Origin of the sequence: Clostridium massiliamazoniense, from assembly GCF_001403635.1 — a bacterium.
Taxonomy (GTDB): domain Bacteria; phylum Bacillota; class Clostridia; order Clostridiales; family Clostridiaceae; genus Sarcina; species Sarcina massiliamazoniense.
The window spans coordinates 958,082-974,279 of the sequence record NZ_LN879468.1; the positions used below are offsets into that span (position 1 = coordinate 958,082).

At 29.0% G+C, this 16,198-nt stretch carries 12 protein-coding genes and 1 tRNA gene; 2 read left to right on the plus strand and 11 right to left on the minus strand.

Annotated elements, in window-relative coordinates; translation table 11 throughout:
* Positions 1-58 precede the first annotated feature (58 nt).
* From ARA19_RS11470 to rsmH, 6 genes are all read right to left on the minus strand, one after another.
* Positions 59-1,414 (minus strand): UDP-N-acetylmuramoyl-tripeptide--D-alanyl-D-alanine ligase, encoded by a 1,356-nt coding sequence (locus tag ARA19_RS11470; RefSeq protein ID WP_055071106.1) that lies wholly within the window; start codon positions 1,412-1,414, stop codon positions 59-61.
* A 12-nt stretch (positions 1,415-1,426) separates the two neighbouring features.
* Entirely contained in the window at positions 1,427-2,875 is a 1,449-nt protein-coding gene (locus tag ARA19_RS11475) for a UDP-N-acetylmuramoyl-L-alanyl-D-glutamate--2,6-diaminopimelate ligase (protein WP_055071107.1), read from the minus strand.
* A 96-nt stretch (positions 2,876-2,971) separates the two neighbouring features.
* Positions 2,972-5,152, minus strand: a complete 2,181-nt coding sequence (locus tag ARA19_RS11480) for a stage V sporulation protein D (RefSeq protein ID WP_055071108.1) — start codon at positions 5,150-5,152, stop codon at positions 2,972-2,974.
* A gap of 93 nt (positions 5,153-5,245) precedes the next feature.
* Positions 5,246-7,483 (minus strand): stage V sporulation protein D, encoded by a 2,238-nt coding sequence (locus ARA19_RS11485; protein WP_055071109.1) that lies wholly within the window; start codon positions 7,481-7,483, stop codon positions 5,246-5,248.
* A 134-nt stretch (positions 7,484-7,617) separates the two neighbouring features.
* Entirely contained in the window at positions 7,618-8,046 is a 429-nt protein-coding gene (locus ARA19_RS11490) for a septum formation initiator family protein (protein WP_055071110.1), read from the minus strand.
* A gap of 32 nt (positions 8,047-8,078) precedes the next feature.
* Positions 8,079-9,011: a 16S rRNA (cytosine(1402)-N(4))-methyltransferase RsmH gene (gene rsmH / locus ARA19_RS11495; RefSeq protein WP_055071111.1), complete on the minus strand. Its 933-nt coding sequence runs from the start codon at positions 9,009-9,011 to the stop codon at positions 8,079-8,081.
* A gap of 415 nt (positions 9,012-9,426) precedes the next feature.
* On the opposite strand from rsmH, the gene ARA19_RS17630 reads away from it, so the two are divergent.
* Positions 9,427-9,523, plus strand: a tRNA-Sec gene (locus ARA19_RS17630).
* Between the two features lie 187 nt (positions 9,524-9,710).
* On the opposite strand, the gene ychF is transcribed toward ARA19_RS17630, so the two are convergent.
* Positions 9,711-10,808: a redox-regulated ATPase YchF gene (gene ychF / locus ARA19_RS11500; protein WP_055071112.1), complete on the minus strand. Its 1,098-nt coding sequence runs from the start codon at positions 10,806-10,808 to the stop codon at positions 9,711-9,713.
* 224 nt (positions 10,809-11,032) lie between these two features.
* On the opposite strand from ychF, the gene ARA19_RS11505 reads away from it, so the two are divergent.
* Entirely contained in the window at positions 11,033-11,863 is an 831-nt protein-coding gene (locus tag ARA19_RS11505; protein ID WP_084764475.1) for a polysaccharide deacetylase family protein, read from the plus strand.
* A gap of 492 nt (positions 11,864-12,355) precedes the next feature.
* On the opposite strand, the gene ARA19_RS11510 is transcribed toward ARA19_RS11505, so the two are convergent.
* From ARA19_RS11510 to ARA19_RS11525, 4 genes are all read right to left on the minus strand, one after another.
* Entirely contained in the window at positions 12,356-12,988 is a 633-nt protein-coding gene (locus ARA19_RS11510) for a cyclodeaminase/cyclohydrolase family protein (RefSeq protein ID WP_055071114.1), read from the minus strand.
* 26 nt (positions 12,989-13,014) lie between these two features.
* Positions 13,015-14,268 carry a glycosyltransferase gene (locus tag ARA19_RS11515; protein ID WP_055071115.1) on the minus strand — a complete coding sequence of 418 codons (1,254 nt, stop codon included), beginning with the start codon at positions 14,266-14,268 and terminating at the stop codon, positions 13,015-13,017.
* Positions 14,265-14,981: a WecB/TagA/CpsF family glycosyltransferase gene (locus ARA19_RS11520; RefSeq protein ID WP_055071116.1), complete on the minus strand. Its 717-nt coding sequence runs from the start codon at positions 14,979-14,981 to the stop codon at positions 14,265-14,267. Before ARA19_RS11520 ends, ARA19_RS11515 begins: the two co-directional genes overlap by 4 nt.
* 90 nt (positions 14,982-15,071) lie before the next feature.
* The gene (locus ARA19_RS11525; RefSeq protein ID WP_055071117.1) at positions 15,072-16,160 is read right to left on the minus strand and encodes a tetratricopeptide repeat protein; all 1,089 of its coding nucleotides are present in this window, start codon (positions 16,158-16,160) and stop codon (positions 15,072-15,074) included.
* Between the last annotated feature and the right edge of the window lie 38 nt (positions 16,161-16,198).

Consider the following 16,198-nt stretch of genomic DNA (forward strand, 5'->3'; position numbering starts at 1 on the left):
TGAACTCTGTTACCAAACGCTTATTGGTAACTACACCTCCTTAAAATAACTATTAGGTTTATACTAGCACCTTTGTTATTTCTTCAAATTTTAATCCTCTTGATGCCTTTATTAATATAATATCATCTTCTTTAATAAAAGCTTTTAAACTTTTTATTAAGTCTTCTTTACTTTCAAAGTAATAAGCATTTTCTCCGAAACCTTCTTTAAAATATTGAGTTTCTGGACCAAATACAAATAATGCATCAATATTTTTTTCTTTAGCGTATTCACCAACTTCTCTATGACAGCTTTCTGATTTTGTTCCAAGCTCCTTCATTGTTCCTAAAACAGCAATATGTCTTTTTCCTTCAATTGTCATGAAAACATCTATAGATGTTCTTGCAGCCTCTGGACTTGAATTGTAACAATCATTTAAAACTGTATATCCATTAGCTTTAATAAGTTCTAATCTCATTCCTGTTGAGTCTATTTTTTCAAGACCTTTTTTCATTTCTTCAGTTGTTACTCCAAGTTCTTTAGCTATAGCATAACCTAACATAAAGTTACTTACATTATGCTTTCCTGGCATTGGAAGAGAAAATTCTATTTCCTCACCATTATCTATAACTTTGAATTCTGAGGCTAATTTATCTGTTTTTACTTCAGTTGCTCTTAAATTTAAGTTTTCTGAGAATCCTGTCTTGATAAGTTTAAATCCTAAATTATCTAATTTTCCTAATCTTTCATCATCACCATTTACAACAAGTAAATTTTCTTTTCCAAAAAGCTTAGTTATTTCCATTTTAGCTTTTAAAATATTGTCCTGTGTCTTTAAGTGTTCTAAATGAACAGTTCCAATATTAGTTATCATAGCTACTTCTGGTTTAGCAATACTTGCTAAATATTCTATTTCACCTAGATGGTTCATTCCCATTTCGATAACAGCAATATCATAAGAACTATCTAATTCTAAAACCATAAGAGGAACCCCTATATGATTATTAAAATTCTCTTTTGTTTTGAACACATTGTATTTTCCACTTAATAAAGCAGTAACAATATCCTTAGTTGAAGTCTTACCAACAGAACCTGTAACTCCAACAACTCTTATTCCAAGCTTTTCTCTATAAAATCTTGCTATATCACCTAAAGCTTTTAATCCGTCTTCAACTTTAATAACACCAATATTTTCATCTAACTCTGTAGTGTCTAATAAAACTTCATCTACGATTACTAAAGAAGCTCCCTTTTCTATAGCAGCCTTTGCATATTCATTACCATTGAATGTTTTTCCTTTTAAGGCAAGGAATATACTATCTTTTTCTATTTTTCTTGTATCAGTGAATAATTTTTTTCCAACGTAGTTTTTAGGATTTTTAATTATTTCTCCCTCAGTTGCTTTTACTATTTCTTGAAAACTTAATTCTAACATAATAACCTTCTCCTATTTATCTAAAATTTCATAAACAACTTTTCTTTCATCAAAGTCTATTGTACCTGTAGCTAATATTTGATATGTTTCATGACCTTTTCCTGCTATTAATATTACATCATCCTTCTTTGCAATACTCATAGCCTTTTCTATAGCATCATATCTTTGTTCTACAACCATATAATTATCATAATTTAAGCCATTTATTATATCATTTATTATAGCCATAGGTTCTTCTGTTCTTGGATTATCAGATGTTACTACTGCAATGTCTGATAGTTTACAAGCTATTTCACCCATTTGAGGTCTTTTTACCTTATCTCTATCTCCACCACAACCAAATACAGTTATGATTCTGCCCTTTGCAAATCCTTTTATAGTCTCTAATATATTTTCAAGACCATCTGGTGTATGTGCATAATCAATTATTATACTATAAGGTAAATTTCTTTCCTTTGCAACCATTTCACATCTTCCTGGAATTGTTACATTACTTATTCCTTCTTTTATAAACTCAAGGTCTATTCCTAACTTATAAGCTGTTAATATACAACCTAAGGCATTATGAACATTATATAATCCAGGTATGTTTATAATGAATTTTTCAGAATTATTGTTTATATCTAACTTAAATTCTGACCCATTTGAACTACTTTTAACCTCATAAGCTTTAAATTCTGAATTTTTATTTATAGAAAAAGTAACTTTATCTAATTTATTTTTATTTAAGTCCTCTAAAACTCTTTCACCATAAGAATCATCTAAATTAACTAAAGATAATTTTGAATTTTTAAATAACTTAAACTTTGCATTGTAATAATTATCAAAAGTCTTATGGAAATCTAAATGATCTCGTGTTAAGTTAGTAAATATTCCAACTTCAAATTCAATTCCATAAACTCTATATAGGTCTAAAGAATGAGATGAAACCTCCATTACACAATACTCAACACCTTCTTTTACCATTTCCGCAAAAAGCTCATGTAATTCAAATGATTCAGGTGTTGTTCTCTCTGTATGGATTTTTTTATCACCAATATAATTTGCAATAGTTCCTATAAGTCCTACCTTTTTCCCTGCTTTTTCTAATATTGATTTTATAATAAAAGCAGAGGTTGTTTTTCCATTAGTCCCAGTTATCCCTATTATCTTTAACTTATCTTTTGGATTATTAAAGAAATTAGAAGACATTTCTGCAAGAGCCTTTCTTGTATTATCCACTTTTATTATGGTAACATCAGCATCTATATTTTTATCCTCTTCTAATACTATAACTTTAGCTCCCTTTTCTATAGCATCTTCTATGAAGCTATGTCCATCAACTTTAAATCCCTTTACACAAAGAAATAAATCACCGTCTTTAACTTTCCTATTGTCATAACAAAGATTTTTTATTTCTACATCTTCGCTACCCTTTACTAAACTATACTTGCTATTTTTTAACAAATCTTTTAAAAGCATACTTCCACTCCTTAAATACTATGCTTAAGCATTCGAATTAATTCTTAAAACACAAGCATGTGAAGAAAGTATCTCCACATGCTAATTTACTCTAAATTAATCTGCGGTTAATGTAAATGTTATAGAGTCACCTCTCTTTATGACTTCTCCACTTTGAATACTTTGCTTTGAAATGACCCCCTCGCCCTCAAAGCTACCATAAAGCCCTATCTTGTCCAATATGCTTTCTGCCATATCTTTTGTCAAGCCTATTAGGTTTGGAACTATAACATCTTTATTATAGTTTGAACTCTCTCCACTGTAAAGACTTATCTCTGTGCCACTATTAACTGTATAACCTGCTTTTGGAACCATATCTGCTATATATTCATCTTTCCCTTCAATCTTAACCTTTAAACCAGCCTCTTCTAAAGCCTTTTTAGCTTCTTCCGTTTTAAGTCCTCTAACTTCTGGAATTATAACATCATTGCTCTCATCATTGTCTGATACACCAAAGGCTTCTGGTCCCATATAATTAAAAATATCTTCGAATACTGTCTTAGCTAAAGGTGCTGCTATTTGTCCTCCATAATAAGCTCCTGCTGTAGGATTATCTATAGAAACAAAAACTGTTACTTTTGGATTATCACAAGGAGCCATACCTATAAATGAAGCTACATATCCTCCGCCATATCCCCCTGTTTCTTTCACCTTTTGTGCTGTTCCTGTTTTACCACCAATTCTATATCCCTCTATATAAGCTTTTTTTCCACCACCAGTAGATACTACACTTTCTAATATCCCTCTTAATGTCTCTAAAGTTTCTTTACTTACTATATTTTCTTTTACCTTTGGTTCAAAGGTTTCATCCACAATAGTTTCTCCCTTTTCATTTACATGTCTTACCTCTTTCATAAGATGTGGTTGTATTAAGTTCCCCCCATTAGCAATTGCATTAAAAGCTGTTAAAAATTGAATCATATTAATAGTATTAGTTTGACCAAATGAAATTGTTGCTAAATCTGTTTCACTTATTTTATTTGCTTTTTTTATTATTCCATTAGCCTCACCAGGTAAATCAACACCTGACTTTGTTCCTAATCCAAATTTTTTAATATATTCTGTAAGTTTCTCAGCTCCAAGTGCTTCTCCAAGCTTCATAAAACCTACATTACAAGAGTTTTTAACTATGTCTTCAAAAGTCTCTTCTCCATGACCTCCTCTTTTCCAACATTTAATATTTCTACCACCTATATTAAGACTTCCTCCACAATTATATTTCTCTCCTTTATTTGCTACCCCTTCCTCTAAAGCTGCTGTAGCTGTTATTACCTTAAAAATTGACCCTGGTTCAAAAGTATCTGAAACGGCTCTATTTCTCCACATTTTTTGTAGCTTTTCACCATCTGTATTTCCAACAAAATCTTCAAAGCCTTCAAAGGGTTTATTAGGATCGAAACTAGGTGAATTTGCCATAGCTAATATTTCACCATTGGTAGGGTCCATTATTATTATACTTACAGCATCTGCTTGCTCTTTTTCTTGAGTATATTTTGCAGACTTTTCAGCAAAGGACTGTAACTTTTCATCTATTGTTGTTACTACATCCTTTCCATCAACTGGTGCTGTAAAACTTGAAATTATTTCATCTTTATCTTCTCCCTCTTTAGCTATTTCAGTTATTCTCACCCCTGGTTTTCCAGCTAAAACATTATCATAAATAAGCTCTAAACCATTTAGACCTTTACCATCTGAATTTGTATTTCCTAAAACATGTGCTAAAAATTCATTATTTGGATAATATCTTTTAGTATCTGCTGAAACCATAACACCATCTATATTTAATTCCTTTACTTTATCAGCATGTTCCTTGTCTATTCTTCTCGCCACTATAGCCCCTTGAGCTGGTGCTCCTGAAGGTAATCTATAATTTAATTGCTTTAATACTTTTTCATATTCCATCTCTAAAGCTTCACTTAAGTCTTTAGCTAAAGTTTCATTAGTGGTTCCTTTTTCCTTATTATATTTACTTACAGCCTTTAAATCTAAATCTACCCTATATACATTACCACTTACAGCTAATTCTACTCCATTTCTATCTAATATTTTTCCTCTCTTAGCAGATATTTTAACATCACTTGTCCACTGTTCCACTGCCATTTTGGAATACTCATCATTTTTAAATATCATTATATAAGATACTCTACCTGTTAGTGTAACTAAAACAAAAGTAATAATAACTAAAATTAAGATAATTCTCTTTTTAATTGTTATGTTATTATCAAACTTTCCACTCAACCTATACCACCTCCCAAAAAAATAAGGATATACCTAAAATAGATATATCCTTAAATAATATGTTTCTGAAACATAATAAATTCATTTCTTTTTTTATTTTTTCAAAGTAAATGTTATTTTACTAGCTGAACTAACCTTAGTTCCCGGTCTTTCTTTTTGTTCTTTTATTAGATCACCTTCACCTTTAAAAATACCTGTTAACCCTATTTTATTAAGCATTTTTTCTGTCATTTCCTTTGAAAATCCTGTAAAGTCAGGAACAACAACTTCCTTCTCATGTGCTGGTTTTTCACTTACTTCTATCTTTACCTTTTCTCCTGTTCCTATAACTGAACCTGGAATTGGACTAATAGATTTAACAAATTTTCCTTCACCAACTTTTTGAAATTCTAAATTATTCTCTTTAAGTATGACTTCAGCAGATTTTACTTCCTTTCCCCTTACTTCTGGAACTATAGTTGAATTTGTTGATTTTGTTTCAAAATTAATCTTTTCTGGACTTTGGTAATTAAAAATTCCTTCTAATACCCTCTTTGCCACTGGAGCTGCAACTATTCCTCCACTATCTGCAGTTGCATTTGGTCCATCTATAGTTACTAATATAGTAACCTTTGGATTATCAGATGGTGCTTCTGCTATAAAGGAAGCTATTTTTTCTTTTCCATAAGCCCCTGTGTCAGAATTAACAGTTTGTGCTGTACCAGTTTTTCCTCCAACATTATAACCTTCTATAAAGGCTCTTTTACCAGTTCCATTATCTACAACATCTTGAAGCATAGCTCTTATTTTTTTTGAAGTTTCTTCACTTATTACTTTACTTTTCTTAGGCTCATTTTTCTCATCTATTACTCTTACTCCACTGTCATCTAAGTGAGTTATTTCCTTCATAACATGAGGTTCTACTAAAGTTCCTCCATTTACTGTAGCATTAAAAGCTGACAATAACTGAACCATAGTTACAGCATTAGTTTGTCCAAATGAAATAGTAGCTAAATCTACTATACTCATTTCCTCTAATTCCTTTATTATTCCCTTAGATTCTCCTGGTAAGTCAATTCCTGTTGATTGACCAAAACCAAAAGCCTTAACATACTTTTGAAGCTTTTCTTTACCAAGCTTCATTCCAATATCAATAAATGCAGGGTTACAAGAATTATTTAAAGCTTGCATAAAGGTCTGTGCTCCATGCCCCTCTCTTTTCCAACAATTTATCCTTCTTCCTGCAACTTCTTTATATCCTGGACAGTAATAACTTTCACCATTTCCTGCAACACCCTCTTCTATAGCTGCCGCTGCTGTTATTACTTTAAAAGTTGATCCTGGTTCATACATATTAGATACTATTCTATTTCTCCACATTTGTTGTATTTTTTCACTTTCATTTTTCCCACTAAAACTTTCAAATCCCTTTCTTGGCTCATTTGGATTAAATGATTTTTCACTAGCCATAGCTAGTACCTCACCATTATTAGGATCCATAACTAATATATTAACACTTTGAGCATTTTCATCTTTTAATGCTTGCTTAGCTTCTTTTTCCGCTAAATATTGTATCTTTTCATCTATTGTTAACACTAAATCCTTACCTTGAACTGGCTCTGTATAATCTTCTTTTCCAAAAGGGTTACTTTCTCCTATTTTAACTCCGGATAATCCAGCTAAGACACTATTATATTTTAATTCTAAACCAATTAATCCCTTTCCATTTGAATCTAATGTTCCTAAAGTATGAGCTAATAAAGAATCATTTGGGTAATATCTTTTTGTATCTTCAGATATAATCACTCCCTTTATATCTAAAGCTTTTATTTTATCCGCTGTAGCTTTATCTATTTGTCTTGCAAGCTCTACCCCAACTATATTCTTCTTATCTATTATCTTTAAAATATCTTCTGGCTTTTTATTTAAAGCCACTCCTAAATCTTTAACTAGTTTATCAGTTTCTTCTTTTTCTATAGCTTTTTTATCTATTTTTCCTGTTTTAGTTTTTATACTCTTTTCAATTCTATTCTTTATAGTTGTTTCTAAAGTTTTTAAATCTATATCAACTCTATAAACATCTCCACTTACAGCTAATTCACTACCATTTCTGTCTAATATTTTTCCTCTTTTAGCTTTTATCTCAACTTCCTTAGTCCATTGCTCTTCTGCTTTTTTTCTATATTCATTACCATGAACTAAAGTTATCCATGTCAATCTAACTATTAAAAAAAACATAAGGAAAACTATAAAAGAATTACAAAGTATAATTCTCTTTTTATTTTTCTTAGTTACCTTTCTACCTGCTTTTTTATCTTCCCTTTTATTTTTACTCCTATTAAGTTTTCTCACCAATGTCCCCCCTAAAATACTATAACCTTTTTCACTAATTTCTATATTTGTTAAAAATCAAAAAAGTTGTATTAAAAGAAAATTATTATATAATATCTAACTTCTAATACAACTCCTAAATAAATATTCTAATTTTAATTTCCTGTGACAATATTATTTTCTGCCCCTTTAATATTATTAAAATCCATTATATCATCACTTTCTGGCTTAACCATATTTAATTTCTCTTTTGCTATTTTTTCTATTTTTTCTAAAGAAGAATTCTTTAGGAGCTTTATTTTTAAATCTTCATTTTTTTCTCTAATTAATTTTGAATCTGCCTTTAACTCATTAACTTTACTTTTAGCATTATATATTTTCATATCTCTACTTATAGTAATGGCTCCTGTTATAAATAGTAACATCGCAACTAATAATACACTGTTTTTTAACTTCTTATCTTTTATTTTCTTCTTTCTAGCTTGTTTTCTTAAATATAGTTCTTTACTTCTTTTTCTCTCAACACCTGATTTTTCTCTTTGTGGTTTTACCTGCTCATATCCTCTATAATCCCTTAATCCCATTTTTTTTCACTTCCCTTAATTATAAACATAGCTTATAGTTTTTCTAAAACTCTTAATTTTGCACTTCTACTTCTTGGATTTTCCTCTAATTCTTCCTTTGATGCCTCAATTGGTTTTCTTGTTATGATTTTAACTATTGGTTCATTATTACAAACGCATATTGGAAATTCTCTTGGACAAGTACATGGATTAGTTAATTCTTTATATGTTGTTTTAACTATTCTATCCTCTAAAGAATGGAATGTTATTATTGCCATTCTTCCACCCTTATTTAATTTTTCCACACCATCTTTTATAGTTTTAGATATAATAGATAATTCTCTATTAACTTCTATTCTTATAGCTTGAAAAGTTCTTTTTGCTGGATGTGGCCCTTCTCTTCTCGCTTTAGCTGGAATAGCTGCTTTTATTATGTCAACTAATTCTAATGTTGTTTTTATTTCCCCTTCTTCTCTTGCCTTAACAATAAAAGATGCTATTCTTTTAGCAAATTTTTCTTCCCCATAGTCTCTAATAATTTTATATAAATCATCTTCTGAATAGCCATTAACTACATCATAAGCTGAAAATTCAAGTTCTCTGTTCATTCTCATATCTAGTGGTGCATCTTGCATATAACTAAAGCCTCTTTCAGCAGTGTCTAATTGATAAGAAGAAACTCCTAAATCAATTAATATACCATCTACACCCTCTAGACCTAAGTTCTCTACAACATCTTTTATATTCTCAAAATTACTATGAACTAATGTAGCATTATTATAATCTTTTAGTTTCTCTCCCGCTGCTTTAAGTGCATCCTTATCTTGGTCTATTCCAATTAATCTTCCCTTATTACTAAGTCTTTTTATTATTTCTTTTGAATGACCGGCTCCACCTAAAGTACAATCAACATAAATTCCATCTTCTTTTATATTAAGCCCTTCTAAACATTCATCTAAAAGAACTGATATATGTTTAAATTCCATTTTTATTCTCCTTATGCTCTCTTGCTATTCAAATTTAAAGTTTTCTTTAGTATCTGCTTTTAAAATTTTTCTCTAAATTAATTTTAAAATTTATTAAATAAAAACTATTTTAAATAATCATTTTTTAAAATTAAATAAATATAATAGTAATTTAATCAATTTTAAAATATTACCTATATTATAATTTACACTATTTTTACTTATCTTTGCAACATATTTACAAGAGTTTAAAAGACTTTTATCAATTTTTCTTTTCAATTCTTATATTTTTTAAATTTCCATATTTATATTTACTATATTCTCAACTTAAAAATTTCTTAAGTCCCTTTCACCATTTAACCTCCAAATATGTAATATACTGTTTTGACACACTTTTTTTCATGTAGTAAACTTTATAAGTGACTTCAAAAACTATGGGAGTAGATAAGGTCTGGTGTCCTTACAGGTCTTCAAAACCTAGTTGTGGTACTAATACTATCATAGGTGGGTTCGATTCCCACATATTCCCGCCAAATAATCGAAATTTAATATTTCAAAAAGAGATGTAACAAAATAATCAGTTACATCTCTTTTTTTCTTTATAATATTCTTCATTATATATTATTAAATATAAATTAAAGGAACACCTTTCCATAGAAATAAGTTTCTACTTTCAGATGTTCCATTCAATTCAGTTATTCATAAAAAATATAGTTTTTATTAAACATTAAATCTAAAGTTAACTACATCTCCATCTTTCATTACATAGTCTTTACCTTCTAATCTATAAAGACCTTTTTCTTTTGCAGCTGCTTCTGAACCACAAGCTACTAAATCATCATAAGCTACTACTTCAGCTCTTATGAATCCTCTTTCGATATCTGAGTGAATTTTTCCTGCTGCTTGTGGTGCTTTTGTTCCAACTTTTATAGTCCAAGCTCTAACTTCTTGTACTCCAGCAGTTAAGTAACTCATAAGTCCTAATAATTTATAACTTGCTTCTATAAGCTTATCTAATCCTGATTCTTCTAATCCATATTCACCAAGCATTTCAGCTTTTTCATCATCTTCAAGACCTGATAACTCTTCTTCTATTTTAGCTGAAACTACAACTATACCTGCATTTTCTGCAGCAGCATAAGCTTCAACTTTCTTAACCATATCATTTTCAAAATTTCCTGCTAATACATCATCTTCTGATATGTTACAAGCATATAAAACTGGTTTTGAAGTTATTAAGAAGAATCCTTTGATTATTTGTTCTTCATCTTCTGTTACTTCAAGAGTTCTTGCTGGTTTGTTTGCTTCTAAGTGAGCTTTTAATTTTTCCATTACTGGATATTCTACTTTAGCAACCTTATCTCCTGATCTAAATAATTTAGCTGACTTTTCCATTCTTCTTTCTAAAACTTCTAAATCTGCAAATATAAGCTCTAGATTTATTGTTTCAATATCTCTAATAGGATCAACTGAACCTTCTACGTGAACAACATTTTCATCATTGAAACATCTAACTACATGAACTATTGATTCAACCTCTCTTATATGAGAAAGGAATTTGTTTCCTAAACCTTCTCCTTTACTAGCCCCTTTAACTAATCCAGCTATGTCATAGAATTCTATAGCTGTGTAAACTTTTCTTTTTGTTCCGTACATTTTTTCTAATACATCTAATCTTTTATCTGGTACACTAACAACACCAACATTTGGCTCTATAGTACAGAATGGGTAGTTTGCTGATTCTGCTCCTGCCTTTGTAATTGCATTAAATAATGTACTTTTTCCTACGTTTGGTAACCCAACAATTCCTAATTTCATCTATGTACATTCCTTTCTTACTTACATTTAAAATTATTTTTATTTAAAGCCTTTGCTTTATGCTTATTTAATACGGTCTTAAGTGTTTATAATTCACTTTATACCTTAAAATTATACTCTAGGTTCTATTATATTTCAAGACATGCATTTTACTACCTTTTTAGGGTCTAATATCCTATATAACTTATGGCTATTTTGGAATACTAAACTTTGAGGTGATATTTATGATTAATTTTTTATCCTTAACTCTTAGCACCTTAATGTTATTTTCTCCACTTAAAGTATTTTCTAATTCTACTACTGATATAAACCATGAGTTTAACTGGTATTATTTTGTTGATAAAGCAACTAATACAATTTATGTTCCTAAAGAAACTCCTTTTGTAGAAAACCATAATGTATTTTATGCTGGAGACCAAAATGAAAAAGTTCTTTATTTAACATTTGATGAAGGCTATGAAAACGGATATACAAAAGATATAATAAAAGTTTTAAACAAAAATAATGTTCCAGCTGCCTTTTTTGTTACTAAACACTACATGACTTCTAATCAAGATATAATAAAAGAAATGGTAGATGGTGGACATTTAGTTTGTAATCATACAGTAAGTCACAAATCTATGCCCGTTGTAGTTGAGAATCTTGAAAAATTTAAAAAAGAACTCACTGATGTTGAAGATTGTTATAAAGAAATAACAGGTCAAGAAATCCCTAAATATTTTAGGCCACCAATGGGTAAATATAGCCATAAATCAATTATAGAAACAGAGAAATTAGGTTATGCTACTGTATTTTGGAGCTTTGCTTATAAAGACTGGGTTGTTGATTCTCAACCATCTAGAGAAACTGCTCTAAAGAAAATAACATCAAAGGTCTATAATGGTGAAATACTTTTACTTCACGCTTGTTCTAAAACTAATGCTGAAGTACTTGAAGAAGTAATATTAAAACTTAAAGCTGAGGGCTATGAATTTAAAGATTTGAATTATCTTAAGGAATCTTTAAATAAAAAAACATTCCAAAATACCAATGGAAGATTATTAAAAACATCATAAAAGGGACCGTGTAAAATTTTCCTCTAAATATATATTATTATCTTTAAAAGAAGGAGCTGTATCAAAATTAGCACCTTAATTTATATTACTTTTATAAACCTAGACTTAATTCAGGTGGAGTTTTTACTCCATCTGAATGCTTAGTCACAGTTATCTAGAAGCGTGAGGTTATTTATCTCCTACTCATAGAAAATAGGAGTATTACAGCTTCTAGCTATCAGATAAATATATTTTTTTCATCTATCGAGATGGCTATATAGGTACAAAATGCTGTGACCATTGAACTAGTACTAGAAGCTCTTTATTTTTGAACAATAGTTGCCCAAAAAAACTTCCACTGTTTGAACAAAGTGAGTTTGGAAGTTTTAGCAACTGTTGTAGAAAAAATATTAGAGCTTCTTTACGTAGGTGAGTGGTCACAAATGGTGAACCTATATAGCTAGATAAAAGGCAGAGAGGATGTATCTGTAATTCGATACATCCTCTTCTTTATTAGAATTGCTTATATCCATAGGCTAGTATTTCATCTTTTATGAATTTACTTTGCTTTTCTATTTCTCTTATTCTACTTTCAGTATTTAACTTTAGCTCTTCATTTTTTATAGAAGCTAAATTTATTTTCACATTTATTATTGATGCCTCAATAGCACTATCTAAAAGTATTGCTCCTATCATAGCATCTGTTACTAAATTTTTGTTCCCTTTTTCTGTAGCAAATTTAATATTTTCAAATATCTCTAAAGATTTTTCTGCAAGTTCTAAAGGCACTGCCATACAATTTTCCGTGCACATAGAAATTTTATTCTTTCTTGCTTCTATTTCTTCTTCAGTATTTTTAGGAAGCTTATAACATGCCATTAATTCATTAAAAGCCTCTTCATCTCTCTTTCCATAAACTAGAGCATTATTAGTAAATTCCCTTATGTCCCCAATGCACTTTTCCATCTTTTCTTTATCTTCCTCTGATAAATCTTCAAAAGCTTTTTTCCCTTTTGTTAAGCTATAAACCATTGATGTTAATCCTCCAGCTAAAGCTGCTACTAAAGATGCTACAGCTCCACCTCCCGGTGCTGGTAAATCAGATGATAAATCCTCTATAAATTTTTCTATTTTTAAATCCTTCAAATATATATCCTCCCACTCTTATTAATTTAATTTTCTATTATCTTATGTAATTTTTTCATAAAGTTATTATAACTATATTTCTTATGTTCTTCGTAAATAGTTCCTCTATCTAGTTCCTTTATTATATTATATAATTGTTTTTCTATATCTAAAATATTGTTTTTTACTATAAAACATTTTTCTATTCCACTACATATATGTCTAAGAGGATCATTTTCATCACCTAAAATCCCTAGAATAGGACTATTTCCACCTAGATAATCATAAATCTTTGCTGGTATTTGCTTAGAACCTTTATTCCCAAATATCAACAATATATCTGCACCTAAAATTTTTTCTATAGCTTCCTTAAAGCTAATTCTAGGCATAAGCTTTATTATATCTATTGTATTTATATGTTCAATAATAGAAGTACTATCTATATTACCATAAAAATATACTCTAAGTCTTTTATATAAATCATAATCTTCTTCCTTTATCTTTTTTATACACTGCAAGAAAGGGGTAATATCTCTAAGTTTTGTAAATATCTCTCCAGTATAAACTATATTTATTTCTTTATTCCACTCTCTTTTTAAGTTAGCCCTTATTTCATCATAGATCTTATCATTATAACTACGTCTTAAAACTTCTATATTTTCTTCATCTATACCATACCTTCTTATAAAATCATTTTTATTTTCTTCTGTAACAAAAATATATTTATCTGCATTTTTTATTACTCTTTTCTCCATAGAACTTTCTATGCTCTTTCTAAAAGCCCCTATTTTTTCTCTCGAACTATCAAAAACCCAAGGATCACTAAAATAAGCTATCCACTTAATCTTATCTCTTTTTTTAATTTTTAATGCCACTAAATGGCTAGATGGAGGTTCATGCATAGAAAATATTACTTGAAAATTTTCTTTTCTTAAGTTTCTTATATAATACTCATAAGCTTTATTAATCCAAAAGCAGTAAGCATCTGGAATCATAATTTTATTTTTTATTCCTTTTATTATAGGTTTAAATTTATTTCTTTGTTCATTTCCTCTTTGGCTGCTCTTCTTTGGCACTGCTCTTTCAAAGATTTTTCCTGGAGATACTTTATGCATTTTTACCCTTTTATCTAACATAGAAACTATATTTTCATCATAATAAACACTATTTTTTTTAAAATCTACAGTTAGAACATGAATCTCATGACCTAAATCACACAAAGCGTTTAAATAAGAAAGACTTTCTATAGCTGCTGAATTATTTATTATTGGTGAATAAGCTGCTATAACTAATATTTTCATTCTCTTCTCCTCTCTTTTAAAGCTAAAATTAAAAATAATGGTATTTCTTTAAGTCTCGATATTCGTCTTGGTTCTTTTATAGTTCTGTAAAGCCACTCTAAATTTAGTTTTATAAGAAGCCTTGGTGCTCTTTTAACCTTTTCAGAAAAAACATCAAAACTTCCTCCTACTCCCATAAATATTTTACAATTAAGTTTTTCCTTATATCTATCTATAAATAACTCCTGCTTAGGATTTCCCATGGCTACAAAGAGGATATTAGCCCCTAAAGAATTTATATCATTTATAATTTCATCACAGTTTTCTACATTAAAATAACCATGATGAAAACCTACAATGTTAACTTCTCTGTATTTTTTTCTTAACTTATAAAAACAACTTTTAACTACATCTTCTTCTCCTCCTAAGAGATATATAGACAAATTATGTTCTGTAGACTTTCTTATTAAATATTCCATAAAATCTATACCAGCTATTTTTTCACCTACAGAATTTTTTAAAATCCTAGATGCCATTATAGTTCCTATACCATCTGCTATTATTATAGAATCTTTATCATTATAAATATCAAATAACTCCTTGTTTTTAAGCCCTCTATGTAATATTTCTGAATTCCCTGAAATAATATGTACCTTTTCCCTTTTCATTACCTCGTCATAAAGTTCATCTTTAGTTCCTGAAAAAATTTCATATCCTAATATTTTTTTAAACATTTCCTAATCCCCTTATTAAACCATTTAATAAGTAGGCAAAAAAAGCCTAGCAAACTATATTACTATAATTCACCAGACTTTCAATAAATATTACATTTTTTCTAAATATTTTTTTATTTCAATTACAATTTCATCATCTTTATTTAAAGCTTCGGCTAATTTTAAATGTTTTTTAGCATTATCCAAATCTCCAATATTTATATAACTCATTATTAAGTTAGTACAAATCTCTACATCCTTAGTTGCTTCAAAGGCTTTTCTAAAGCATTTTATAGCATTATCAAAATCATTTAGAGAAGCATAGTTTATTCCAAGCTCATTAACAACCTCTACTATATTATTATTAAGTTCTAAACTCTCATTTAAATAATAAATAGCCTTTTCAAAATTATCAATTCTTCTGTAGCAAGTTCCTATATAATACTTTAATATAGCATCCTCTGGAAACTTATCAGCTAATGGTAAAAGTTTTGCTAAAGCTTTATTTGGATCTTCTAATAAAGCATCCTTTCCTTCTTCATAAGCAAGTGCATCCCTTATCTCATTATATAAACCTTCTATTTCACTGCTTCTTTCTCCACCATTTTTTAAATACTCATTTATTTCTATAAATGATTTATTTAATTCATTTTTATCTTTATATGCTAAACTACTATAAAGATATGGGAATGCTTCATTTCCCCACTTTTCCTTTGCTCTTTCTGCAAGTTCTAATTGAACATCATTATACTCACTATTAGATTCTCTTAAAGCTTCACATACATAAAGAGCTTTATCACAAACTTCTTTATCACCTTCGTATTCCCATAATCCTATTAAAAGTATTAATGCATCAGCTAAATTATTTTTCTTTACATTATCAGCTATAATACCTTTAACACAATATACTGAATCCTTTATAAGAGGTAAAATTTTAAAATAAGCTTTATTAAATCTTAAATTCTTATCTCCACCTATAGCATAAAACATTCCTTCTATAAAATATGTTATAGGTAACTTATCTAACTTATACCCTTTTTTAACATCTTCATTTAAATATTTAGGGTTTATTGGTATGTATAATTCATTTATAGAAAGTTCTTTTGCACTTCCACCTAACCCTTCTATAAATTTTTCAGCATTTAATTCTACGAAAATTAACTTTCCTAATTTTTCTTTTGAAAATTCATTGAAATTCAATGTATAATTCACTCCTTATTTTAAAACTATAGGTTGCC

Excerpts from the sequence above, each read along its gene's own strand:
- ychF (WP_055071112.1), bottom strand. The coding sequence starts at position 10,808 with ATGAAATTAGGAATTGTTGGGTTACCAAACGTAGGAAAAAGTACATTA.
- ARA19_RS11520 (WP_055071116.1), bottom strand. The coding sequence starts at position 14,981 with ATGTTTAAAAAAATATTAGGATATGAAATTTTTTCAGGAACTAAAGAT.
- ARA19_RS11470 (WP_055071106.1), bottom strand. The coding sequence starts at position 1,414 with ATGTTAGAATTAAGTTTTCAAGAAATAGTAAAAGCAACTGAGGGAGAA.
- rsmH (WP_055071111.1), bottom strand. The coding sequence starts at position 9,011 with ATGGAATTTAAACATATATCAGTTCTTTTAGATGAATGTTTAGAAGGG.
- ARA19_RS11475 (WP_055071107.1), bottom strand. The coding sequence starts at position 2,875 with ATGCTTTTAAAAGATTTGTTAAAAAATAGCAAGTATAGTTTAGTAAAG.
- ARA19_RS11505 (WP_084764475.1), top strand. The coding sequence starts at position 11,033 with ATGATTAATTTTTTATCCTTAACTCTTAGCACCTTAATGTTATTTTCT.
- ARA19_RS11515 (WP_055071115.1), bottom strand. The coding sequence starts at position 14,268 with ATGAAAATATTAGTTATAGCAGCTTATTCACCAATAATAAATAATTCA.
- ARA19_RS11490 (WP_055071110.1), bottom strand. The coding sequence starts at position 8,046 with ATGGGATTAAGGGATTATAGAGGATATGAGCAGGTAAAACCACAAAGA.